This is a genomic window from Desulfovibrio desulfopostgatei (genome assembly GCF_053570645.1).
The window spans coordinates 769,970-790,437 of record NZ_JBRBQS010000002.1; the positions used below are offsets into that span (position 1 = coordinate 769,970).

General features: G+C 60.5%; 24 protein-coding genes. 6 read left to right on the forward strand and 18 right to left on the reverse strand.

The annotated features are described in order from the left end of the window. Positions 1-20 precede the first annotated feature (20 nt). The 17 genes from ACUZ9Q_RS03380 to ACUZ9Q_RS03460 all read right to left on the reverse strand — a co-directional run bounded on the left by ACUZ9Q_RS03380 (position 21) and on the right by ACUZ9Q_RS03460 (position 14,329). On the reverse strand, positions 21-2,063 hold the full coding sequence (locus ACUZ9Q_RS03380; protein WP_215647166.1) for a hypothetical protein: 2,043 nt from the start codon (positions 2,061-2,063) through the stop codon (positions 21-23). After that, positions 2,054-2,437 (reverse strand): phage tail assembly chaperone, encoded by a 384-nt coding sequence (locus tag ACUZ9Q_RS03385; RefSeq protein ID WP_215647165.1) that lies wholly within the window; start codon positions 2,435-2,437, stop codon positions 2,054-2,056. The genes ACUZ9Q_RS03380 and ACUZ9Q_RS03385 overlap by 10 nt, the downstream gene beginning before the upstream one ends. Then, complete coding sequence (locus ACUZ9Q_RS03390; protein WP_449247328.1) at positions 2,437-4,116, reverse strand: hypothetical protein; 1,680 nt, start codon at positions 4,114-4,116, stop codon at positions 2,437-2,439. Before ACUZ9Q_RS03390 ends, ACUZ9Q_RS03385 begins: the two co-directional genes overlap by 1 nt. 40 nt (positions 4,117-4,156) lie before the next feature. Further along, positions 4,157-4,747 (reverse strand): hypothetical protein, encoded by a 591-nt coding sequence (locus tag ACUZ9Q_RS03395; protein ID WP_227118732.1) that lies wholly within the window; start codon positions 4,745-4,747, stop codon positions 4,157-4,159. Positions 4,748-4,829: 82 nt separating this feature from the next. Then, positions 4,830-5,273 (reverse strand): hypothetical protein, encoded by a 444-nt coding sequence (locus ACUZ9Q_RS03400; protein ID WP_215647162.1) that lies wholly within the window; start codon positions 5,271-5,273, stop codon positions 4,830-4,832. A 102-nt stretch (positions 5,274-5,375) separates the two neighbouring features. Then, positions 5,376-6,368, reverse strand: coding sequence for a major capsid protein (locus tag ACUZ9Q_RS03405; protein WP_215647161.1), 993 nt, complete (start codon positions 6,366-6,368; stop codon positions 5,376-5,378). Between the two features lie 71 nt (positions 6,369-6,439). Next, positions 6,440-6,994 (reverse strand): hypothetical protein, encoded by a 555-nt coding sequence (locus ACUZ9Q_RS03410; RefSeq protein WP_215647160.1) that lies wholly within the window; start codon positions 6,992-6,994, stop codon positions 6,440-6,442. Continuing rightward, a complete protein-coding gene (locus ACUZ9Q_RS03415) occupies positions 6,975-7,340 on the reverse strand; it encodes a hypothetical protein (RefSeq protein WP_215647159.1) in 366 nt (121 codons plus the stop codon). The genes ACUZ9Q_RS03410 and ACUZ9Q_RS03415 overlap by 20 nt, the downstream gene beginning before the upstream one ends. Continuing rightward, positions 7,340-9,190: a portal protein gene (locus ACUZ9Q_RS03420; protein WP_323390635.1), complete on the reverse strand. Its 1,851-nt coding sequence runs from the start codon at positions 9,188-9,190 to the stop codon at positions 7,340-7,342. Before ACUZ9Q_RS03420 ends, ACUZ9Q_RS03415 begins: the two co-directional genes overlap by 1 nt. A gap of 1 nt (position 9,191) precedes the next feature. Next, on the reverse strand, positions 9,192-9,974 hold the full coding sequence (locus ACUZ9Q_RS03425) for a GNAT family N-acetyltransferase (RefSeq protein WP_192113654.1): 783 nt from the start codon (positions 9,972-9,974) through the stop codon (positions 9,192-9,194). Next, a complete protein-coding gene (locus tag ACUZ9Q_RS03430; protein ID WP_449247329.1) occupies positions 9,974-11,350 on the reverse strand; it encodes a terminase large subunit domain-containing protein in 1,377 nt (458 codons plus the stop codon). Before ACUZ9Q_RS03430 ends, ACUZ9Q_RS03425 begins: the two co-directional genes overlap by 1 nt. 29 nt (positions 11,351-11,379) lie before the next feature. Further along, the gene (locus ACUZ9Q_RS03435; protein WP_233483841.1) at positions 11,380-11,736 is read right to left on the reverse strand and encodes a hypothetical protein; all 357 of its coding nucleotides are present in this window, start codon (positions 11,734-11,736) and stop codon (positions 11,380-11,382) included. After that, entirely contained in the window at positions 11,736-12,149 is a 414-nt protein-coding gene (locus tag ACUZ9Q_RS03440) for a DUF2730 family protein (protein WP_192113651.1), read from the reverse strand. Before ACUZ9Q_RS03440 ends, ACUZ9Q_RS03435 begins: the two co-directional genes overlap by 1 nt. Before the next feature lie 82 nt (positions 12,150-12,231). Beyond that, positions 12,232-12,543 carry a hypothetical protein gene (locus ACUZ9Q_RS03445; RefSeq protein WP_192113650.1) on the reverse strand — a complete coding sequence of 104 codons (312 nt, stop codon included), beginning with the start codon at positions 12,541-12,543 and terminating at the stop codon, positions 12,232-12,234. Between the two features lies 1 nt (position 12,544). Further along, positions 12,545-13,228, reverse strand: a complete 684-nt coding sequence (locus ACUZ9Q_RS03450; RefSeq protein WP_449247330.1) for a glycoside hydrolase family 108 protein — start codon at positions 13,226-13,228, stop codon at positions 12,545-12,547. A 224-nt stretch (positions 13,229-13,452) separates the two neighbouring features. Then, positions 13,453-14,085 (reverse strand): Mor transcription activator family protein, encoded by a 633-nt coding sequence (locus ACUZ9Q_RS03455; protein WP_449247331.1) that lies wholly within the window; start codon positions 14,083-14,085, stop codon positions 13,453-13,455. Next, positions 14,075-14,329, reverse strand: coding sequence for a hypothetical protein (locus tag ACUZ9Q_RS03460; RefSeq protein ID WP_215647153.1), 255 nt, complete (start codon positions 14,327-14,329; stop codon positions 14,075-14,077). Before ACUZ9Q_RS03460 ends, ACUZ9Q_RS03455 begins: the two co-directional genes overlap by 11 nt. Before the next feature lie 330 nt (positions 14,330-14,659). On the opposite strand from ACUZ9Q_RS03460, the gene ACUZ9Q_RS03465 reads away from it, so the two are divergent. Further along, on the forward strand, positions 14,660-15,334 hold the full coding sequence (locus ACUZ9Q_RS03465) for a S24 family peptidase (protein WP_192113646.1): 675 nt from the start codon (positions 14,660-14,662) through the stop codon (positions 15,332-15,334). 161 nt (positions 15,335-15,495) lie between these two features. On the opposite strand, the gene ACUZ9Q_RS03470 is transcribed toward ACUZ9Q_RS03465, so the two are convergent. Then, positions 15,496-15,741, reverse strand: coding sequence for a hypothetical protein (locus ACUZ9Q_RS03470; RefSeq protein ID WP_192113645.1), 246 nt, complete (start codon positions 15,739-15,741; stop codon positions 15,496-15,498). A 206-nt stretch (positions 15,742-15,947) separates the two neighbouring features. Here ACUZ9Q_RS03470 and ACUZ9Q_RS03475 point away from each other — a divergent pair, with 206 nt between their 5' ends. From ACUZ9Q_RS03475 to ACUZ9Q_RS03495, 5 genes are all read left to right on the forward strand, one after another. Beyond that, positions 15,948-16,340, forward strand: coding sequence for a NirD/YgiW/YdeI family stress tolerance protein (locus ACUZ9Q_RS03475; protein WP_192113644.1), 393 nt, complete (start codon positions 15,948-15,950; stop codon positions 16,338-16,340). A gap of 154 nt (positions 16,341-16,494) precedes the next feature. Beyond that, positions 16,495-16,944: a NirD/YgiW/YdeI family stress tolerance protein gene (locus tag ACUZ9Q_RS03480; RefSeq protein WP_215647152.1), complete on the forward strand. Its 450-nt coding sequence runs from the start codon at positions 16,495-16,497 to the stop codon at positions 16,942-16,944. A 2-nt stretch (positions 16,945-16,946) separates the two neighbouring features. Continuing rightward, the gene (locus ACUZ9Q_RS03485; RefSeq protein WP_449247332.1) at positions 16,947-17,657 is read left to right on the forward strand and encodes a response regulator transcription factor; all 711 of its coding nucleotides are present in this window, start codon (positions 16,947-16,949) and stop codon (positions 17,655-17,657) included. After that, entirely contained in the window at positions 17,657-19,240 is a 1,584-nt protein-coding gene (locus ACUZ9Q_RS03490) for a sensor histidine kinase (protein ID WP_449247333.1), read from the forward strand. Before ACUZ9Q_RS03485 ends, ACUZ9Q_RS03490 begins: the two co-directional genes overlap by 1 nt. Then, complete coding sequence (locus ACUZ9Q_RS03495) at positions 19,240-20,466, forward strand: MdtA/MuxA family multidrug efflux RND transporter periplasmic adaptor subunit (protein ID WP_275161611.1); 1,227 nt, start codon at positions 19,240-19,242, stop codon at positions 20,464-20,466. The genes ACUZ9Q_RS03490 and ACUZ9Q_RS03495 overlap by 1 nt, the downstream gene beginning before the upstream one ends. Positions 20,467-20,468 lie beyond the last annotated feature (2 nt).

The following is a 20,468-nucleotide window of genomic DNA, read 5'->3' on the forward strand; positions in this document are numbered from 1 at the left end:
GGATTGCTCCTCCTGCCGCATCAGGCAAAGGTTATGTCCAGCGTGAGAGCAAGAACGCGGAAGGGCAGGGGCCTCTGCTGCACCAGCCAGATGCTCGTCTGGTTGTCCCAACCGCCGCTGGGAGCGCACGTGATATCGCCAGAAAAGGGCTGCACGGCCTCGCCCCAGTGTTCCGGCATAAAGGGCAGGTCGTAAAGTTCGTTGCGGCTGGGGCCGTATTGCCCGCCTACGCTGCGGTACAGGCGGAGCGAGCAGGAACCGTAGGCCCGCCCTTGCGCCAGTGTTGTGCCGGAATTGAAGTCTCCTTCCACCGGCAGGGGGGAGAGCACGGATGCATACGGCAGGCCTGCCTGCACCACAGAGGCCGCGTAGGGCAGCTCTATGCGTCCACCACGCACCACGCAGCCCTCCACAGGGCTGCCATCCGCCAGTACGGAAAGCGCGCAGCCTTCCAGATGGCCCAGCCCTTCCACGGTCGAAGTTGGCGTATCCGTGCGGATGCCAAGGCCGCAATCCACAAAACAGGCTTCGGCAATGGGCTGGCTATCCGCCCAGACCGGGGCCAGCCGTTCGAGAAAATAGCGCGTCCGGCCCGCAATGGTGCGGCGCACCACAAGAGCCAGCGCGTCGCCGTCCTGATCAGCCACTGTTGCGGCAGAAATAACCTCGCCGTCTGTCACATGGCGCGACCAGCCCCAGATGTCGTGCTCCTTCATGTAGGTAAAACCCAGCAGCAGGCCATCATCGCGCACGCACCAGATGGTTGAGCCGGGGGTCTGCTGATAGGCCCACTGTTTGATGGTGTGCCCCTCAAACAGGTGCGGCGCAAGAATGGAAAGGTCGTTGCCCGAATAGCCGTCTTTTTCCAGCGAATAGAAAAGATCGCGCACACGCGAGCCGTGGCGCTGCACATGCAGCACCGAGTTGCCGATGATGATGGGCGCAAGCCCCGCGCTGCCCCAGTACGACTGGGCGGTGATGCTGACCTTCTGGGGCGTGATGGCCGATCCATCGCCGCCGCTGGCCTTGTATTCGCTGCCGGAGGTGCCCACCAGAAGATCGCCGAAGCTGGCAACCCAGGTTACGGAGTCTATGGAGCCGGAGGCGATGAGGTATTCCACCGGATCATCATCCTGCAAGGGACGCGACTTGCGGAAGGATTCAAAATCGCCCGTGCGCGACATGTAAAATGCCTGCGGCGTGCCGGGGGTGGCCGCAAGCACCATGCGCTGCTGGTGAAAGGCCACCACGCCGGGATTGTTGTTGTCGACAAAAGGATTCCAGTCTTCGCGAGGAGTGTCTGTGGTGTCGGCCTTGTAGTTCTGGTCGCTGAAGCTGGTGCCGGAGGCAACGCCGATAAAGCCGAAGTAGCCCGCTTCCTCGCGGTAAACATTGTACTCAGCAGCGCCCTGAACGGCAGGCCAGCTTATGGTTGTGCTGTTGCCCACCACCCAGTCGGAGGGGTGTCGCGCCCCTGTGCACTCCCCGGCAGGCGAGGCGAGGGACTGCCTGCCGTTGGCATCCACCGCAGCCACCTTGTACCGCAGGGTGTAGGAACCGCCGCTGCCAGTAAAGGCCAGCGTGGGCGCGGCGGGGGCGGGCAGGGATGTGTTCAGTTTTACCTGTTCCAGGCTCCAGGTATAGTTTCCACCCGGTGCGTCGCGCCGCACTATTTTGTGCAGCGGATATTTCTGGTGGGCCAGATAGACCACATCGCCCACCTGCGCGTGGCAGAGCGAAAGCAGATCTTCCGCCGCATAGGGGGTCGCCATGACAGGTGCCGTGGTGAATCCGGCAACTGTAGCAACGCGCAGGGTTTTCTCGCCAAAAACCAGAAGGAAATTCTGGCTCGGATGCGCGCTGAAGGTGAAGGGGAGCAACACGGAATACGCCCCAAGCTCAGCCAGAAAGCGGGTACCGGGCCGCCGGGCCACATCCCCGTGCAGGCCGGGGAGCATGTTTTCCATGCAGGCAACGCAGTTGCGGTAACGGGAAAGGTCATACCGGGCCGAGAGCGTGGGCGATATCTCGCCGCCGGTAAAGTTTTGCAGGGCTATGCGCATGACTGTTCCGTCTGCAAAATGTCAGGAGTATCCGGCCAGGGGGTAGCTTCTCCGCCGCCATCCCACGGCGCACCGTGCTGTTCGGGCAGGGCGCGCAGGGCGGCCCTGTACGCCTTGACCTGTGCCAGATATCCCTCGCTGATGGGGTAGTCGGCCAGCACATACTTGTCCGTAGCTGCAAGTCGCACGTCACGGGAGGCGCGCAGAACTTCAAAGATGGCTTCCGCAGGCCGTAACGGTTCCTCCCCGGCCTTGTATGGCCTGCCGTCCCAGCCGCGCACTACCTCATAATCAACCTCGACACTGCCGGGGAATGGTTGCGCGTCCCACATGTCAATTTCACCAGCGGCATTGAGCAGCACATGGCAAGACATCAGTTGCCTCCTTCTGCAAAAACAAAGCTCAGATATAAATTCGTGGGGGCCGTATATTCCACGCGAACTGCGTCGCCTTTGCGCGCTGGGATTATTAGGCTTAGTACTTGTCCCGCGGCAGAAGACCAACTAAGTTCATCCAAAACAAAGTTGTTTGTGGACAAGCGTAGGTATTGATTTATTGCTGAAGAAGCACCGACAAACTTGAACCAGCCAGGGGCAGGAGCAGGGGCCGTATAAGCCGTAGACGCGGGAACGGCCACCGCCACTACCCTTTGACCGGGCATGGCGTAGTTCGCCACCTTGGCGGAGCCTGCTGCCGTCAGGTTATCCATATCCAGATTTGCCTTGCCCGCCAGTCCTGCCATGTAATTTGACCAGTCGAACACGCTGGCGCTGTTCTGCGCGGATGCCAGAACCGCAAAATGCCGCAAGCGTACCTGCTCATCGGTGACAGTGGTGGAGTTGCCATAGATAGGGTTGGACGCAGCGGCATTGAACTGGAGTTCTGTGCAGCCAATCCCACCTGTACCGACTGCAACGCCGCGCGCTGCGGTTGTTCTTACCAACGCACCAGTAGACCCTTCTGAAATCCCACCAAGAATTGACGTGTACCCACCAGTTGTGCCTGTAATGTTCGGCAGTCCGGCCTTATAACTTTTGCCCAGCTCCGAGGCGCTTGCGGCATGCGTGATGGAATCGCCGTTTTTCAGCAGCGGAACCTTGAACTTCTGGGATGTGGTGTCCAATGCGAATTTGACGCAGTTGCCTGTCAGGGCCACCTGGGCGGCAAAGGCGGCATAGGTGCAGGTGAGCAGTTTGCCGCCCACAAGATACGTGTCGTAAAACTCCCTGAATTGTTCACGCGTGTATTCCGCAGCGTCAGCCGGAACAGTGCCGTTGGGAACGTAGCCGTCTGCCGCCATCACGCTCATAACGCTACCGATCAGAGTCGTGCCTATGGCTGTAATGCCAAGCTCCGCTGTGGTCAGGCGCGCATCCTGCTGGGAGTTTTTTGCTTCCGCATCGGCCATACGGCTGAGCAAATTGTCCGGCACGGCCTGCTGCGCCGCGTGGGCGGCAGTTTGGGCAGTCTGGGCGCTTGCCGCTGCTATATCTGCCTGCGCAGTGGCGGCGCTTACGCTTGCTTCTGCCGCTTCAGCCACCGTTTGTGCTGCTGTGGCTGCGCTGGCCGCTGCAGCAGCGGCAGAATGCGCGGCGGCGGTGGCGTTTTGAGCTGCTGCATCACGGCTGGCATAGATGGAAGCAACCACTTCTTCCGGCGACTTGTCGCTGGTGGCGGGCATGATGACGGCGCGCGCGAGTTTTTCGTTCAGTTGTTGAAGTTCCGCGGTGGCCTGATCCAGACCGTCTTCTATGACCTGCGGATCAAAGCGCGAGGCGGATATGAGGTCTATGCCCTGCGCAAAGGGCATGTTGCGCACTATGGCAAGCCGCCAGCCTGCGGGCAGGGGCGCTCCATCGTGCAGATAGGTTACAGTGCCGCCGCTCTCGCCGATACTGGCTGTCCAGCCCTGAGCAGGAGAGGTCTCTCCCTTGGGTGATGTGATGCTGATATTAAGCTGGTCTGTGCTCCAGACCTTGAAGGCAAAGGGAAAGGCCGTTGCTGCGCCATTGCCTTCATACACGGCGCGGCTGGGGCTGTAGGGCAGGGTCATGCCTCGCTCCTTGCTGGTTTGACAGTGATTGCGGGTGCACTCAGCGCACGGCAAGCCAAGGGTCTTCAACCGGACGGTCGCTGCGTTCGGACGCGGCGGCGCTACGGGCCGGGGGCAGGCTGGCGGCATAGAGCTGCTCCAGCTCGGTTGCCTTCTGGCTGCTGCCCTTAAGCAAGGGGGCGGCTATGAGGGCGGCCAGCTTGCGGGCCAGCATGTGCGCAAAGAGGTCATCAAAAAGGCGGCTGTTGCGCACATCTTCCGTGTACAGGGCAAGGGCGCGCGCCGCATCGGTGAGCAGCAGCGAGCCATCGCCCGCCGCGTTCTGCGCAAGGCAGAAGGGGCGGGCCGTAATGCCTTCGTGGCGCACCTCGTGCACCTTGAGGCAGTCATCGGGCAGTGCGTAGGCAAAACGGAATTCCGGCGCGTAGCCTTCGGGCAGCGGCACAAGGGCCATCCATGTCCTGCGCTGGGCAAAGCTCCAGGGAAAATCGCGCAGCACCTGCCGCCGGGCGGAATCCCAATACAGGCGGCATTGCAGGGCCTCTGGCGTATTTTCCTGCTCCGAGGCAACACTGCGCGTCCCCAGAAAGCCCAGCGCGCGGTTCCACACGCTTATCTGGCTGATGGTCATGGCAGTTCCTGTGATGAAGTGGAGAAAAAGCCTCCGGCCTGCCCCGCAGGGGGCCGGAGGCTGTAGACTGACGGGCTGAGTTTTAACCAGCCATGATGGCAGGTTCGTAGGGCAGGTCTTCCTCCCGCGTGAGGGCGGCAAAGATGCATCCTTTGCTCACGGTTTTGCCGTCAACGGGTGTGACGGCGAAGGCCAGACGCAGCCAGCTCTTGCGCACGCCCTGGGGCAAAAATCGCAGGTAAGGGCGCGCGCCAAGCCCGAGGCCGGGAGCTTCCACAGGGTTGGGCACCGTTACCGAAGCACCGGGAACGGCAGCCCATGGGCCGTCGGCGCGGTCCGCCTCCTCCATGCAGATGGTGAGGCTCTGCGTTTCATCCGGGGCAAAGGCCTCGGTAACAGAAAGCCGCAAGGGCATGGGCTCCATGCGTCCCGGAAGCTTCAGGCCGGTAAGGGGCACCGGTTGTCCCGTGGCGTTGGCAGTAAGGGGGCCTTCAAAAAAAACGGAGTTGCGGTCGATAATAGCCATGAAAACTCCTTTGGCAGAATATTGGAAGAACAGCGAAAAAACAGGCGGGTTGCGGCGTGGAAGCCCCGGCAAGGGCTTCCACACGTTACAAAGGATTGTGCCTTAGGCCACCACTCCTTCGCTGGAGAGCACGGCATCACACTGGCGCACAGGGCGACCATGCAGCACCGGCACGGCCTTGGAGTCAAAGAACTCGCCGTACTGCAACTGCACGTTGCCCGCATCGGAATTCTGCAACTCAAGGGCGGTGAGCACGTCGGCATTGGCGTACCACACGGCCTTCTGGCGCAGGTGCTGGGGCATAAGGTTCTTGGCCTCGATGGTCAGCTTCTGCATATCCACAAAGCCGCTCTGCCCCTTGCGCTTGCCAAGCGAGGCCACGGGCAGGTTGGCGATGCGAACGATGCCGCGCCAGTCGCGCACGGCAAGGCCGCAACGCCAGTTGTATTTGTCGCCCACCACCTGATATTTACGGCCGTCCGGGTCCTGAGCCATGTAAGTTTTGAGGTCTTCATGCGAGAGGCCGCCGTTGCTCTCCTTGGGGTAGACGCCGTGCACGGACTGCGCGCCCCACGAAACAAGCCACAGGGAGGTGCAGCCGCCCTCGTCGCGCCCGCCCGCATCGAGCACGTTTTTGGCGTCCAGCGCGGGGTAGCGCATGGCAAGGCCGTTGAACTCGTCGGGGTTCAGATTGCTGTTGCCGTAAAAGAGTGTGGTGGCCACTTTCTGGCGCATGGCCTCGGCAAAGGCCACGCCTTCGCTCATGCGAAAGGCCTTGTCACGGCTGCCGTAGAGGCGCAGTTCTTCCACGTCCAGTTCCATGATGGCTTCAAGGATACCGCAGCCTTCCTTGACCTGACTCCACTGCGACTTGGAGGGCGGCGTGCCCTGATACAGCCTGCGCCAGTAAACTTCGGGCAGCCCGGTACGGATGCGGGTGAGGTGGCCGTCGCTCTGGTTGGATTCCATCCAGAGCACATCGTCCATGATGTCGTTGGTTTTGTTCATCAGTTCAATGATCTGCCCGGCCTTGTCGCCACGGTAGAACTGTTCCATCTCGGCCAGGGACACCACCAAACCCATGGAATTAGCCATAATACCCTCGTCTGTTTGCAGGTTGCTCAAGAAGTTTTGTTGCTGGGCCATGCTACTTGCAGGGGCGTAAATCAGATGCTTCCGCTGCGCGAACTCCAGCCCGCGTACATGCGCTCTTCAAGCGGCGGCATGGAGCCCCCCGCCTGTCCCTGCACCAGCCCGTCCTCCATGAGGGCGTCCGCAAGTCGGTTAAAAAAGCGCAGCACATCAGGGTTGTTGCCGTAGCCGGTCTGTTCCAGCAGTTGGCCGATGCGCTTGCTCTCATCAAACCGGTCAAGGGCAAGCTGGGCGCGGGCAACCGTGGCGGGCAGGTTTGTGCCGCCGATCTGCGGGTCTTCCGTGGCCTCCTTGCGCCATTTGTTGACCTGCTCCTGCCACTGGAGGCGTTGGCCTGCCTCATGCTCGCGCAGGCGCTGGGCGAAGGGGTCAGCCTGCGGATGGGCCTGTGACTTGGCCTGTTCATTTGCCTGGGCGGGATTTTCTGCGCCAGTGGCAGCCTGTGGCGCTGCGGCGGCAGGGGCGCCACTGTCGGTTCCTCCGTTGCTCTGGTCTGCGCCGGAAAAACCGGTCGCGGAGGAAAAGGCGTTTTCGGCAGTGGAGGAAGCCTCAGAAGGTGTCGAGATCATGAGCGTCGTTCTCCTTGGTTTGCAGCAGCTTGGGCAAATGCCCGGGGTTTGCCTGTTGCATGAGGCGCATAAGGCGCATGCCGATCATGCGTTGCCCCTCGGCATAAAAAAGGCGAGAGCTTTGGCAGGATTCGGGCGCATTGCCCACATCCTCGGCACTGAAGTTGCGGCACAGATGCAGCAGCCAGCGCAGCAATACGCGACCCTGAGGCTGGGCCATCAGTCCGTCCACTGCGGCCCGCATGGCCGCATCAAACGTCTGGGCGCGGTTGGCGGTATGCTGCTGCGCCTTTTGTTTTGTTTGGTCCTGCTGCTCCGCCTGTTCGTATGGGGCAAAAACATCCATCAACGATATTCCTCCGGCTTTGCGCCCTTGGGTTCGTCACGTTGCTCCGCCTGTCCTGTTGCCTGTTCCGCGCGGGCCAAACCGCCCGGCAGGGCTTTGCGCAGCAGCCTCGTGATGCCGTCCAGCACGCTGCCCTGTTTGCCGTCCGGGCCGGAAAGCGGGCTTTGCGAGAGCTGGCGCACCATATCCACCCCCTTGCCAAGGGCATCTGTTATTGCCTGCGTCTGGGCGGCGTCTGCTCTGGCGGCCCGCAACTGCTGGCGTTCCTCCGGCGAGCGCGTGAGGCTCACGGGCAGGCCCAGACTTTCCGCATAATTATCCAGCAGGTGATCCACATTGAGGGTGTCCAGGGCTTCGGGCCACGCGCTGGAAGCCTTGAGGGTCAGGGCCATGTACTGGTCTGCCGCATTGATGCCCACCAGCTTCTGGGCTTGCGCCAGCAGGGAGACAAACTCCACGCGTAGGCGGCGGCCAGCCAGCTCGGGCGGGCAGGGGGGCAGCATGTCCAGCTCGCGCATGCACTCGAAGGTGCGATCCATGAGCGGAATGAACAGTTCATCGTGCAGGCGCTCCAGCACAGGGCCAACAAGCACCAGTTTTTCCTCCTCCCGCGCCGCGATTTCGCTGGCTGTCACGCCGCTGCGGCCATCAAGGATGAGCTTGAACAGATCGTTGTAGAGTCCTTTGCGTATTTGATCCTGAACCGACTCCATAGCCTTGCGCGCCGTGGCGAGGTCGGGGTTTATCTGCAACAGGGGCGTTGCCGCCTGTGGGCTTTGACCCGGCGCGCTGTCCACGTAGTTGACGCCGCCGGGGGTGAGATCAAGCCCAACGGAGCGCAGGCCCGCAGCCACGCTCATGGGCGGGTCAACCGCCTTGTGGATGGCCTTGAGCGTGGTGACGCCCATCTGTTGCAGCATGCGGCAGTCGGGCAGGGCGTCCATGGCGGGCGAGCGCCCGTACACATCGTTGCCCGCCACATCCCAGCGCGGGCCAAAGCCCGGGAAGGAACGAAAGCCCGAAACCTTGAGTGCATGGCGGTTGCCGTCGCGCCCTTCCAGCCAGTAGACGGAAGCAATTGGCATGCGGCTTGCGTCTACCAGCCCGTGCTGCGTGTTTTCACGCGGGTACACAGCCTGAATGACGTTGCGCCGCTCCTCGGGATTGCGGCGCGCCGCCTCGCGCAGGGTTTCGGGCAGGGCCGAAGGGCCGAAAGCCTGAACGATCTGGCGCAGGGTCATGGCGCTGCGGCGGAACACCGTGTCCACCCGTCGCGTTGCATCGCAGTCCAGCGCATATTCCCCCGCGCAAAGGGGGATAAAACGGAACCCGTGCTGTGGATCAGCAAGCTCAAACACAAAGGCCGTGCCAAAAGTGCCCAGTTCGCCATACATGGTGTGCATTGCATTGTAGAAGTTTGACCGCTGGAACACGGTGCGCATCCGGTTGGCCACTTCGTCCAGCCATGCCTGACCGGGGCGGCTGCGGGCCAGATCGGCATCGTCAAGGCTCAGCCGGAACCAGGGCCTTGCCGGACTGGTGAGCCCGCCCTGAAGGCCAGCCGCCAGCGTACGCATGGCCAGAATGCCGGTGGCGTCCACAAGCCCCCGGTTGAGCATGGGGCCTTCTTCCGCCGCGTCTACCTGCGGATTCAGGCGGCAGCGCGTGGGCAAAAAATGATCAGCCAGGCTTTGCCATGCCGCGTCCCAGGGGGCACGACGCCGCAACAGGGCATCATGCCGCCGGGAAAGGGCCTGTACGTCCACAGCATATTGCGCATGGCTCTGCATGGTATTCTGGGGGGCGGGCTGCCCTGCAGGCGCAACGCTGTTCTGGATGTGTGCGGTCACGCTACTGCCCCAGCAGGGTTTTGCGCGTTGCATCGACGCGGTTGAGCGGGCTGGTGTACACTGAACCGTTGATGCCTGCCGCCTTGGCGGCTTTGTCTTTCTGGTTCTGGCGCGCTGCGGTGGCGGCCTCGGTTACGGGTTTTTCCACTTCCTGCTTGGGAACGGGCGCAACTGCGGGTACATCAGGCGTGCCGCCTCCTCCAAATCCCATGACGTTCTCCTCATGTTGAATGGTTGCTGTTGGTTGCTGCTGTATGATTGCCAACAAGTCCTGCGGTGCGCAGAGCACCAGTACGCCGTCCACCCATGTCTTTTTGCGGGTATGCAGGCATGCGCCGGGCAAGCGTCCAAGCACACGGAATCCGCAGGCTTCGGCCAGCCTCCATGCATGGCGGTTGGGGGTTGGGCAAATCCCCATAACTGCGGAGCAGTCGAGGTTTGCAAAAGCCCAGTTCAAGCCCCCGTGCGCCATGGACACCGCCAGCCGCGTCCATTGACGAAAGGTGGTGAAATCAAACTCCCACACCCGCCCCCTGCGGGGACTGAACATGGCGCAGGCCAGCAATGGGGCCGGGCTGGACAGGCAAACAGAGGCGGACTCCGGCGGCGGGCCGTAACAGCCCAGCAAGACGCCCCTGTCCGGCGCGGTGATTGATTGCCACTGGGCCAGCGTGGGCTTATGCAGGGAACTCATGGCGCTGGCTGTCAGGCCTTCGGCTTCCATGCGTTCAAAAACGGCGTCGCGGGCGTGTTGATCCACAATGGGGGCGTAGGTAAAGCGCATCAGTGGCCTCCAAAAAAGTCGTAGTCAGTGCGGGCGCGGCGCGCGCCAGAGGCTGTTTCCTGCTGCGGGCGAAAGCCCGTGACGGCGTAGCGCAGGGCGTCTGCCGCGTGGCTTGCCCAGTCGTGCAAGGGGCCGGATCCTGCCTGCGGGGCCTGCGAGCCTTGTGCGGAGCCAGCCTTCCAGCGTCGTCTGTAGGCCCGCAGGGCCTTTACACCCTGGGCGCAGGCTGCCGCGTCAAACCAGAAGCGCGGTAACTGGCGGCGCAGGGCGTCTATGCCGTCAGCCAGCGAAAGAGCCGGGGCCAGGGTAAAACGTATGCCCAGTTGGGCGGCGCTTTCCCAGCGGCTCAGCCCGGTGCCCAGTTCGCGCACACGGATGTCATGCGGGGCGATGTGGCTACCATAAACAAATCCACGTCCGGCAATGGTTCCATCTGGGAGATTGGGGGCCGTTGATTCCGCCGTTTCGGCAGGGCGGGCCTTGGCGGCCAGCACCTGCGCATAGTGCGCCAGCCCCTCGCCGGAAGCTTCGTAATAGTCGAGGATGCGCCAGCAGCCTGATGGCTCCACCTGAAAAAACCAGATGGCCGTGGCGTCATCCATGCCCAGATCCCAGGCTGTATGCACGGGAAGCTCCGGCGCGTGGGGCAAGGGGCGGATGCGCCCCTCGCGTTCTGCTGTATCCAGCAGGGGCGCGTAGTAAGCACCGCGCACCGCCGCTGCAAAAGAGCATTCAAATTCCTGAAGATACTCGGCCTCGTCCATGCCCCGGCGCGCCGCTGCCAACTCCTGCTGCGGCAGGTAGCCGGTTTCTGAAGCGGGAAAGCGGAAGCGCGACCAGATGCCTTCTTCGTCCGCGCCTGCCTGCTGCCATACGTCATAGAGCAGGTTGTCCGTGCCTTGAGGCGTGCCGCAGAAAAGCGCGCGTCCCTGACGGTCGGCCAGCATGGGGCGCAGCACCTGCGTCCATACCTCGCGGGGCATGTCTGCCGGTTCGTCCAGCACCAGATCATCCAGATACAGGCCGCGCAGGGCTTGCGCGTTTTCCGTTCCCAGCAGACGGATGCGGCCCCCGGTGGGCAGCACGCAGACAAGCTCGCTTTCCAGAAATCGCGTGCCGGGCACGGCCCCGGCAAACTGTTTGCAGTAGTCCCAGGCGACCGCCTTGGCCTGCCCCAGAAAGGGCGCGGCATAGGCTGCCCGCCAGTCGTCTTTGCCCACGCGCAGTGCCTGACGCACCAGATCATTGACCGCCGCCACCGTTTTGCCGAAGCGCCTGTGGCAGAGCAGCACGCAAAAGCGGGTGCGCTCCTCGTGAAAGCGCCACTGCAAAGGGCGAGGGCAGTAGGGGATGACGTGGGGTACCGACTGGGACATGAAAAATATCCTTGTTTTTCAGGGAAACGTTAGTTGCTTGAGCCGTATTGCGGCAGAATTTTTTGCATGGACGGTTTGCCGGATGCACATGACGCCTTGGATGATGTCCGGGGCGATGCTTCGGATAGATTTGCGGGCAGCCTGCCGGATGCCGCGCTTGGGGGGCCGCCCCACACAACCACCATTCTGGGGGGGGCATCGGGCGAGGCTTCATCGCGCAGGGAGCGCAGGATTGCGTGCAGTTCCTTTATTTCTTTGACAATATCGATACTTTTCTCCGCAATATCAGCTGCGCTGAGGGTGCGGGTGAGCAGGTCGAGCCGCTGCTCCAGGCTGTCGAGCAAGGGGGAGTTGCGGCAAGCACTTTTGCGTTTTGCAGGGGGCATCAGTTGCAGCCCCCCGCAGTATCGGCGCCTGTGCGGCACGCGAAGGCCGCACCACCCTGAGGCACAAGGCGAAGGCGGTCTTCCTGACGCTCAAAGCTGTGCTCAAGCCGCTCAAGCAACCTGTCCAGACCAGAAATGCGTACATTGAGCGCCTGAATTTCACCGCGCAGGGCCGCCAGTTCGTTGTGCAGGCCTGCTAAGTCTGCGGTATCGGGGGCGAGCCGCAGGTTTTCCTCTATGGCGCTGAGCCTGCGGGTGGTTGCGACCTCCCGCCGGGTATCGCGCTGTACGTGCAGCAGGTAGTCCTCCTGCCGCACAAAGGCCCGGCGCAGGCTCCACAAGGCCCAGGCAAACAGCCCCTGCACAAGCAGAACAAGCAGGCTTGCCCCCGTGGAAGAAAAAATGTCCATCATCACAGCATCCTTCAGACCTGTTGGCCTGTTCAAAAATAAATTGGCCCAGTGTGTTGCCAGATCGCTGCAACTATTGACTGGCCTAAAATCCCAGCCCCAGCATGCCCAGCAGCAGGGTCATGATCTGGTTCAGGGCCGAGGGCGGCAGGTGGTCGCTCCAGCCCGGAAAAAGCAGGGGAATAATGATGAGCCTCCCCGCAACCTCCCAGCAGAACAACAGGGAGAGCATCCAACCGAGGAAGGAGCGCCACAGCCGCAACATGCTTGCGGGCGCGCCGCCCACCTCAGCCTCATTGATGCGGCTTTGCGCATCGTTCTGCCGGTTGCGGTCGGGCAGAATTTTGCCCACAGCGCCGGTGATGCCGCCCAGCAGATTCCCTAGCAGTGCCCACATGTCAGTTTGCCTCCCGCTCAAGTTCCGCAAGATACTGGGCCAGGGCCTTTACCCTGTTGCGCCAGCCTTCAAGAAACACTTTGAGGGACGGGCGGCGGGCAGCCAGATCACGGTAAAAGGCATCGCGAAGGCGCAGTATCTGCCGGGCGGCAAACCACTGGAGGTTGGCCGATTCCAGGGCTTCGGCCAGTTCTGCCGTGCGCGGGCCGGAGATTCCGTCCTCGGCAATGGGCCGGTAGTGGTCGAGCTGGGCTTCTCCAACGGAATTCATGCCCTGCTGCAACTGGCGCACGGATCTGGCTGGCCCCATGTTGACCGCGCCATCATACAGGGCCACGGCCAGTGGCAGGGGCAGAGCGGCGCAGCCAAGGGCATCCCAGAAGTGCTTTTTGAAAAGCGCGGCGGCCTGCTGCCGGGTGCAGGCGCGGATATCGTCAGCGTCCACATCGCCGTCCATATCCAGATCAAGTCCGTTGTACGTGCAATTGGGGGTACGAGCAGCAGAGCAGCCATCGCAGCTTTTGTGCTGGCGCAGGCATTCCTGCCGGGCCTGCTGGGCAAGATCCTGCACCCATCGCAGGGAAACCCCGTACTTGGTCAGACCGCCCGGATCAGCGGGATGGTCCGTGAGGCCGCCTTCCCATCTGGCGGTGAAGGCATGGGCAGTATCAAACAGATTGGGCATGATGAGACTCCTTGGCATGGTGTGGCCGCAGTCAGCGGCGTGAGGAGAACATGCCAAAAAACCGGGCGCGCGTAAGACTGAAAGGATTCAGCAGCGTCAAAGGCGCAGGATGCGTTGTTTTTGCAGTATCTGGGAGGAAAATGAGGAGTTGGTGGCAAAAAAAGCCAGCATAAACGCTGGCTTAAATTTTTTAAGGGCAGGTAGTATGCTGGTTTTGGCTTAATTTACAGTGCATTATCGTGCTTTTGGGCCGAAATTTGCGCGGAATCGCCAAGCATTAGCAGCAGCCTGGCCTGTGAGGGGACGGAACTTTCTTTTTTCAGAATCTGCCATACGCGGCGGTCAGATATGCCGTGGCGGCGGGCCAGGCTGGACACCGCAGCCGTGCTGCTTGAACCGCGCCCTGTGCTGCGTGAAAAACCTTTGACGATCTCATGCTGCCTGAGGCGGGTCATAAGCGCCGTGCAGCGGGGCACATAAAGGCTTGTGCCGCCAAAGGTCGCCATGAGTTTGCGCAGGCATCGCAGGCCAAGGGTTTTGCGCAGCGGATGCGTTCTGTCCTTGGGCACATTGCGCGGTACGCGTATGCATTGCCCTCCAAACGCGTGCAACACCCCCCAGAATTGTTTCATGTCGTTCAGGGCCCTCCATATCAGACGCGCATTGTCGGGCAAATGGTTGATAAGTTCGCGCCATTGTTCTTCTGTTTCGGCCATACGCAAGGAATTGCCCCATGCGGGATTATTTTTGCGGCGTATACGCGGATCACCCTCTGGGGTAGAGGCTTTCGCCGACGATTCGGCAAGTTCTGGTTGACTGTTGTCGGGTTTTGTCGGGTCAATGGGCCTATTGGTCATGGCGCGTCTCCACAGTTTGGCAGGCGCGCGCGGATATGTCGGTTGCGGGCGATTCTGGCGTTGAGGGTGATGTTTGTGAGCGGATGCAAAACTGCGCGGAAAATTCCTGATCCATCTGGCAGGCCAGAAGACGCAGGGGTTCGATGACGAGACGCAGTATGGGCTGCTGGATGGCGCGCTCGCCAGAATGTAAGGAATCCAGCACAGCGCTCAGGTTACGGATGTCGTCAGGAAATGCGGACATGCTATGCTCCAAAAATAGGAAATTAAATTTACTGGGCCGTAAAATAGAAAAATCACTATTTGTGGGGATAGTCAAGGAAAAGTTTTATTTATAAGAAAAGTTTTAACAATATGAATTTATTTACATAAATTTTAAAATATGCAGAAAATTGCACCTCTTTGCATCATAGGTTTAAAAGTTTTCTTTGAAGTTCAAGGAAAACTTGAAATTACCTAAAAACAAATATAGATGTGTACAAACGGCTCGTTTTTTTTATGAAAAAATATGGTCTGTGCTGGTTGCCCATCTATGGCTCCGGCACTTCAGGGCAGCAAACAACAAGGGAAAAACATGAAGAAAACACAAGCGCCCCTGGTATCAGCTTTTGGAGCGCGTATGCGTCAGCGCAGGGAAAACTTGGGTTTGCACAAGCAGGTACTGGCAGACACGGTGGGTCTGAGCCTGACGACAATTCAGCAGTATGAGAACGGGCAGATGCCCAAGGGCAGCCATGCCGTGCGGCTTGCCGATGCTCTTGAGTGTTCACTGGATTGGCTGTTGGCAGGGCGCGGTGATTGCGGCAATGGTATGGTGCACACGCCTGAAGCGCGGCTGATGATGGTTCCCATGGCCGAGGCCCGGCTCTCTGCCGGGACAGGAAGTTTTGAAGCTGGCGGCGAGGTGCTGCGGCACTATGCGTTCAGGTGGGATTTTTTGCGGCGTAAGGGTAACCCTGCGCAGATGGTGCTGCTGCGCGTTTCTGGCGACAGTATGCAGCCCCGTATTGTGAACAATGACGTGGTGCTGATAGACCAGAGCCAGCGTGAGCCGGTGCCGGGGCGCATATACGCTGTGGGCGTGGAGGATATGGTCTATCTCAAGGTGCTGGATGCCATGCCGGGCAAGCTCATACTGACCAGCATCAACCCGGATTTCGCCCCCATAGAGGCTGATACTAGCGAGCAACTGGGGGGTCTGGTACGTATCATCGGCAGGGCCGTATGGGTAGGGCGGGAGCTGGACTGAGCCAATCAGCCCGCATGCGGCTACAGCTGGCGCACGCATGGCTTTGATCTCGGCTGGCGTGCAGCATCAGCCCTGCGGGGCAGATATCTGCCCCACCAAGGCGGTCTGGCAAAAAACGCCTGTGCCTTATAGGGGCGGGGCAGCCACGGGGCCGCCTGCTATCAGTTCTTGAGAGCTACGCCTGGGGCGGCGATTTTATCTATGTCGTGTTCGCTGGCAAGGTTGCGGTTCCATGCGCGGATGGCCGCCCCTTGCGACACCGACCACTGCTGCGAGGTTTGCCCGCAAGAACAGACAACGCGCCATACCTCCTGCCTGCGGCCAGGGGGAAGCATGGATTCCAGATGGACATTGGTGCCGCCGCATGCAAGGCAGGGGCGGATGGTGTGCGGATCAAGCTCTTTCATATAAGCAACCATACCAGTTTTGAACCGGTATCACAAGGACTGCGTCTGTTAATAAAGAGCACCAGTGTGAAAGACGCAGCAGAGAAATATTTTTTTTACAGGCTGGGGCATTCTTAACGTTTTGCTGACGTGAATATTTGCAATGTAAGTCCGCACGCGACATGTGGCGCGTTGCAAAATTTTTTAAGCACCTTTCTGGAGGAAATATGCGTTATCTGCTCGTTATGATCATGTCCCTCATGCTTGCCGCCCCGGCCTTTGCTGCCAACACCGCCGATGCCCCGGCTGCTCCTCACTCTGCCCGCAAGGCCAAGAGCGTGACAAAAGTCGCTCCGGTCGATACGGTAGCCAAGGCTTTGGCCGCTGCCAACAAAACCCCTGTGTCCGTTACCGGCACCATCGTGGAACCTGTGCAGGGCAAGAAAAACCGCTACGTCTTTGAAGACGGTACTGGCCGCATGACCGTGGCCCTTGGCAAAAAGGCCGCCGCTGCCGCGCACATTGAAGCGCAGAGCAAGGTTCATCTGACCGGCGTCATGGTGGTCAAGGCTGGCAAGGAAAGCGTGATGGCCGTACGTAAGGCTGAAATGCAGCAGTAGCCCGCGGAATTGCGGCAATTTCCCGATGTCCGCAGGCTGCGCCACAGTGCGCGGGCATCGGGAACTGCTTTTAAAATATATTCCACGCCTGCCTTTACTCCCCTCAGTACATTAATCCATCCGGCGGCGCAGCCCGGCCTTTCTGGAGAACAGCATGCAAACAGTGCGCCCCGCCCCGTATCTTTTTATTCTGCTCCTTGCGTTCAGTCTCGTGCTTTCCATAGAATCAGCCCCGGTCGCAGCGGGTTTTGAAGGGCCTGGCGTTGCTGTCACAGTAACGCGGGCCGTTGACGTGCTGGGCGCGCAGGATGATGCGCCATGCGTTCTTGAGGGGCATTTGGTGGAAAAACTGCCCCGTCGCAAGCACCGCTATCTGTTTGAGGATCACAGTGGTCAGGTCGTTGTGGAAATCGACAACAAGGTTTTCGAGCAACTGACGATCACGCCCAAGGACAAGGTGCGTCTGCAAGGACATGTGGACTGGAACCGCAAGCGCCCCAACGAGGTGGAAGTGGATTCCATATCCGTCATGGGCCCCATATCGCCAAAGGATCTGCCTGAAACAGCGGCTCCGACGCAAAAAACTGGCCCCGCAAGGCGCTGACAATGGCCGTTGCTCTTTTGCTTGTGGAGGACAACGAGGATATTCTCGCCAACCTCTATGCCTTTCTGGAACCGCTGGGCTATGAGCTTGACTGCGCGCGTAACGGCAGAACGGGCCTTGTCATGGCGATTGACCAGCACTTTGACTGCATCGTGCTGGACATAATGCTGCCCGGCATTGACGGCATAAGCCTGTGCCGCGAATTGCGCGACAAACACCACAAACTCACTCCCATCATCATGCTCACAGCCAGGGATACCGTGGCAGACCGGGTACAGGGGCTTGAAGCCGGGGCTGATGATTACCTCGTCAAACCCTTTGCACTTAAGGAACTTGAGGCCCGCATACGCGCCCTGCTGCGGCGTGGGCGCATGTCTTCCGGCAATAGCGCCGATGGCGGGGCTGTGTGGACATATGCGGATCTGACATTTAATTCGGGCGAGCACTGGGCCGAGCGGCAGGGCCGCCGCCTGCGCCTGAGCCCCACGGGTTTTCGCATTCTTGATGAACTGATGCGCGTTGCGCCCGGCCTTGTGCGGCGCGAAGACCTGGAGCACGCCCTCTGGGGGGACGACCCGCCGGAAGGCAGCGCCCTGCGCACCCATATTCATGAGCTACGGCGCGAACTGGATAAACCCTTTGCCGAGTCCCTGCTGCACACCGTGCCGCATGTGGGCTATCGTCTGAGTACCGACCCCGGAGACAACGATTGATGCCCCGGCCAGACCCCCCGCTCGCAGGCAGCCACGTAGCCGCACCCCGCCGCAGAACCAGCATCCGCCGTCGTCTGCTGGCGGCTTTTGTGTTTCTGGCCCTGATCATGAGCGCGGCCCTGGGCATAGTGGGGCGGCTTTCCTTTGATTCGCTGGCAACCTATCTTGTGGGCTGGCACGCAAGGCCAGTGATGGAAGCCTTTATTGAGGCAGAAAAACGCGCCTGGGAAGCCGAAGACAACGGCGGCGGCAACCTCTATTATGGCGAAGACCTTGCCGTGGTCATGCACTGGCGTTTTCTTGTGGGCAAGCAGGTTCCGCAGCAGTGGCAGGAGATGCCAGACGGCCTGCACTTCATCAACCACATGGAAGAATTTATTCTTATTGAGCGCAGGGATGACGTCATCTATGTGCTCACTGGCGGAACGGGTGCCTTTCTGGCCCTGAAACAGCGTCTGAACCGTATTTTGCTGCTCTGCGCCGTCAGCGGTCTTGCGCTGGCTGTGGTGCTGGCGGTTGTGCTGAGCCGCCGCCTTACCGGGCCTCTCAGCAGGCTCACCACTGCGGTGGAAAGCCGACCCCCGGAGCGCATGCAGGCCAATGCGCAGGAAACGCCGGACGGCTTGGCTCCTATTCCGCTGACCGGTCTTGATGACGAGGTGGGCGTATTGGCGCGGGCCATTGCTGCGCGCGAAGAAGCCCTGCAACGGTTTGTTCTGCGCGAAAGCAACTTCACAGGTGATGTGAGCCACGAGCTGCGTACGCCGCTAACCGTCATGCAGGGCGGCCTTGAAATTCTTGAACTGCAACTGCAAAGGTTGCCGCAGGCTGAAAGCCTCGCCCCTGTGGTGCAGCGGCTGTTGCGCACCACGGCACGTATGTCCAATACCGTGCGCACCTTGCTGATGCTGGCCCGCCGCCCTGAAGAAATAGAATTTCAAACGCTGGATTGCAGCGCTTTGCTGTGGGGAATAGTGCGGGAAATGGAAGGGGATGGCCTGTTGCATTGCTCTTCTGCTTCTGACAGCTTGCCCGATGCCGCTCTTGATATTATTTCTGACTTGCCCTCTGAATTTGCCTCGGGCCTTGCTGATGCACCGTCTCAACCGTCTTTTTCAGGTAGTGATGCCCCCTCCCTTGAAACTGCCACGGTGGCCGCGCCACGCATCGCTGGCAAAAAAGCGCATGGGCGAGGCCCGGAACAGCGCCAGCCTGTAGCTTTGCAGGCTGATATCGCCCCCACTGTACTGGCCCGTGGGCAAAAGGAACTGGCGGCGATCGTGTTCAACAATCTGCTGGACAATGCCTGCCAGTATACTGAAAATGGGCGCGCCAGTGTTTCCCTTTGTCAGGGAGAACTGCTTGTTCGCAATCGCGGGTGTATCCCCCCCGGTGTTGATATTTTTGCCAGGGGTGTGCGCTGTACCCAAAAGGCAGTCAGCGGCAGTGGCCTTGGTCTTTCGCTGGCGCTCAGAGCCTGCGAAAGGCTTGGCTGGCGGCTTGATATGGTTTCAGATCCGGCAGACGGCGAAGCTGTCTTTCGTGTGATCTTTCCTCAGATATCTCATGGAGTTGACATATAATGCCCGGTCTTCAATCTCGGCAGAGCATGGTTTCTGCTTCCGGTTTGTTTTCAGGCAAACGCCGATGGGTGCTGCTGTTGCTGCTGGCATTGGTTGCGCTGCTGTGCTGGCGTTTATTTTTCAGCGGCAATCAGGCGCGCCGCGGCATGGGTATGGATACGCCGCCCGTGCGGGTTGCCGCCGCTCTTGCTCAGGATGTTCCCCATTTTCTCAATGGCTTGGGCACGGTGCTGCCCTCCAGTGACGTGCTTGTGACCAGCCGTGTGGACGGCCAGTTGCAACGCCTGCATTTCAAGGAAGGCCAGCGGGTCAAGGCTGGCGACCTGCTGGCGGAGATCGACCCCAGGCCTTTTCAGGCCACGCTGGATCAGGCGCGCGGAACTCTTGCCAAGGATCAGGCCCAGCTGGACAATGCCCGCAAGGATCTGGCCCGCTATGCCAAGCTTGCGGAGGGCAATTTTATTGCGACACAGCAGTTTGAAACCCAGCGCGCCCTTGTGCGCCAGTATGAGGGCACGGTAGAGGCCGACAAGGCCGCTGTGGATTCCGCCGCCCTTCAGTTGAGCTACAGCCGCATCACGGCCCCCACATCGGGCCGCCTGGGCCTGCGCAATGTGGACGAAGGCAACATGATAAAAGCCTCGGACACATCCGGCATTGTACGCATTACCGAGGTCAGCCCCTGTGATGTCGTGTTCACCCTGCCGGAAAGTCAGGTGCCGCTGGTCGTGCAGGCTCTGCGTGCTCACGAAGATGACGTTGACCGCCGCCCCTTGCCTGTTCAGGCCTGGGATAGAGAGCAGAAACATCTGCTTGATGTGGGCGGGCTGCTTTCGCTGGACAACCAGATTGATCTTTCCACCGGCACGGTAAAGCTCAAGGCGCGTTTTCCCAACACTGAAGGGGCATTGTACCCCAACCAGTTCGTTAACGCCCGTTTGCAGGTGCGCGTCATTAAAAATGCCGTCACAGTACCCACCTCGGCGGTGCAGCTGGGGTCGCGCGGGGCTTACGTCTATGTGGCGGCCAAGAATGGCAAGGGGCAGGATGCCGTAACGGTGCGGCCTGTAACCCCCGGCATTGCCACGGACGCCCTGACGGTTATTGATAAGGGCCTTGAACCGGGCGAACAGGTGGTGGTAGACGGTCTTGACCGCCTGCGGGATGGTATTGAAGTGAAAATTACGGCCACCGCAGAAACTCCCAAGGCACAGCCTGCGGAATAGCA

What these genes read in the sequence shown, in the direction of transcription:
- ACUZ9Q_RS03385 (WP_215647165.1), bottom strand. Translation starts at nt 2,437, where the DNA reads ATGTCTTGCCATGTGCTGCTCAATGCCGCTGGTGAAATTGACATGTGG.
- ACUZ9Q_RS03445 (WP_192113650.1), bottom strand. Translation starts at nt 12,543, where the DNA reads ATGTGGGCACTGCTAGGGAATCTGCTGGGCGGCATCACCGGCGCTGTG.
- ACUZ9Q_RS03490 (WP_449247333.1), top strand. Translation starts at nt 17,657, where the DNA reads ATGCCCCGGCCAGACCCCCCGCTCGCAGGCAGCCACGTAGCCGCACCC.
- ACUZ9Q_RS03435 (WP_233483841.1), bottom strand. Translation starts at nt 11,736, where the DNA reads ATGCCCCCTGCAAAACGCAAAAGTGCTTGCCGCAACTCCCCCTTGCTC.
- ACUZ9Q_RS03390 (WP_449247328.1), bottom strand. Translation starts at nt 4,116, where the DNA reads ATGACCCTGCCCTACAGCCCCAGCCGCGCCGTGTATGAAGGCAATGGC.
- ACUZ9Q_RS03495 (WP_275161611.1), top strand. Translation starts at nt 19,240, where the DNA reads ATGCCCGGTCTTCAATCTCGGCAGAGCATGGTTTCTGCTTCCGGTTTG.
- ACUZ9Q_RS03480 (WP_215647152.1), top strand. Translation starts at nt 16,495, where the DNA reads ATGCAAACAGTGCGCCCCGCCCCGTATCTTTTTATTCTGCTCCTTGCG.
- ACUZ9Q_RS03410 (WP_215647160.1), bottom strand. Translation starts at nt 6,994, where the DNA reads ATGATCTCGACACCTTCTGAGGCTTCCTCCACTGCCGAAAACGCCTTT.
- ACUZ9Q_RS03485 (WP_449247332.1), top strand. Translation starts at nt 16,947, where the DNA reads ATGGCCGTTGCTCTTTTGCTTGTGGAGGACAACGAGGATATTCTCGCC.
- ACUZ9Q_RS03470 (WP_192113645.1), bottom strand. Translation starts at nt 15,741, where the DNA reads ATGAAAGAGCTTGATCCGCACACCATCCGCCCCTGCCTTGCATGCGGC.
- ACUZ9Q_RS03440 (WP_192113651.1), bottom strand. Translation starts at nt 12,149, where the DNA reads ATGATGGACATTTTTTCTTCCACGGGGGCAAGCCTGCTTGTTCTGCTT.
- ACUZ9Q_RS03465 (WP_192113646.1), top strand. Translation starts at nt 14,660, where the DNA reads ATGAAGAAAACACAAGCGCCCCTGGTATCAGCTTTTGGAGCGCGTATG.
- ACUZ9Q_RS03455 (WP_449247331.1), bottom strand. Translation starts at nt 14,085, where the DNA reads ATGACCAATAGGCCCATTGACCCGACAAAACCCGACAACAGTCAACCA.
- ACUZ9Q_RS03380 (WP_215647166.1), bottom strand. Translation starts at nt 2,063, where the DNA reads ATGCGCATAGCCCTGCAAAACTTTACCGGCGGCGAGATATCGCCCACG.
- ACUZ9Q_RS03395 (WP_227118732.1), bottom strand. Translation starts at nt 4,747, where the DNA reads ATGACCATCAGCCAGATAAGCGTGTGGAACCGCGCGCTGGGCTTTCTG.
- ACUZ9Q_RS03405 (WP_215647161.1), bottom strand. Translation starts at nt 6,368, where the DNA reads ATGGCTAATTCCATGGGTTTGGTGGTGTCCCTGGCCGAGATGGAACAG.
- ACUZ9Q_RS03430 (WP_449247329.1), bottom strand. Translation starts at nt 11,350, where the DNA reads ATGTCCCAGTCGGTACCCCACGTCATCCCCTACTGCCCTCGCCCTTTG.
- ACUZ9Q_RS03415 (WP_215647159.1), bottom strand. Translation starts at nt 7,340, where the DNA reads ATGGATGTTTTTGCCCCATACGAACAGGCGGAGCAGCAGGACCAAACA.
- ACUZ9Q_RS03450 (WP_449247330.1), bottom strand. Translation starts at nt 13,228, where the DNA reads ATGCCCAATCTGTTTGATACTGCCCATGCCTTCACCGCCAGATGGGAA.
- ACUZ9Q_RS03400 (WP_215647162.1), bottom strand. Translation starts at nt 5,273, where the DNA reads ATGGCTATTATCGACCGCAACTCCGTTTTTTTTGAAGGCCCCCTTACT.
- ACUZ9Q_RS03475 (WP_192113644.1), top strand. Translation starts at nt 15,948, where the DNA reads ATGCGTTATCTGCTCGTTATGATCATGTCCCTCATGCTTGCCGCCCCG.
- ACUZ9Q_RS03460 (WP_215647153.1), bottom strand. Translation starts at nt 14,329, where the DNA reads ATGTCCGCATTTCCTGACGACATCCGTAACCTGAGCGCTGTGCTGGAT.
- ACUZ9Q_RS03425 (WP_192113654.1), bottom strand. Translation starts at nt 9,974, where the DNA reads ATGCGCTTTACCTACGCCCCCATTGTGGATCAACACGCCCGCGACGCC.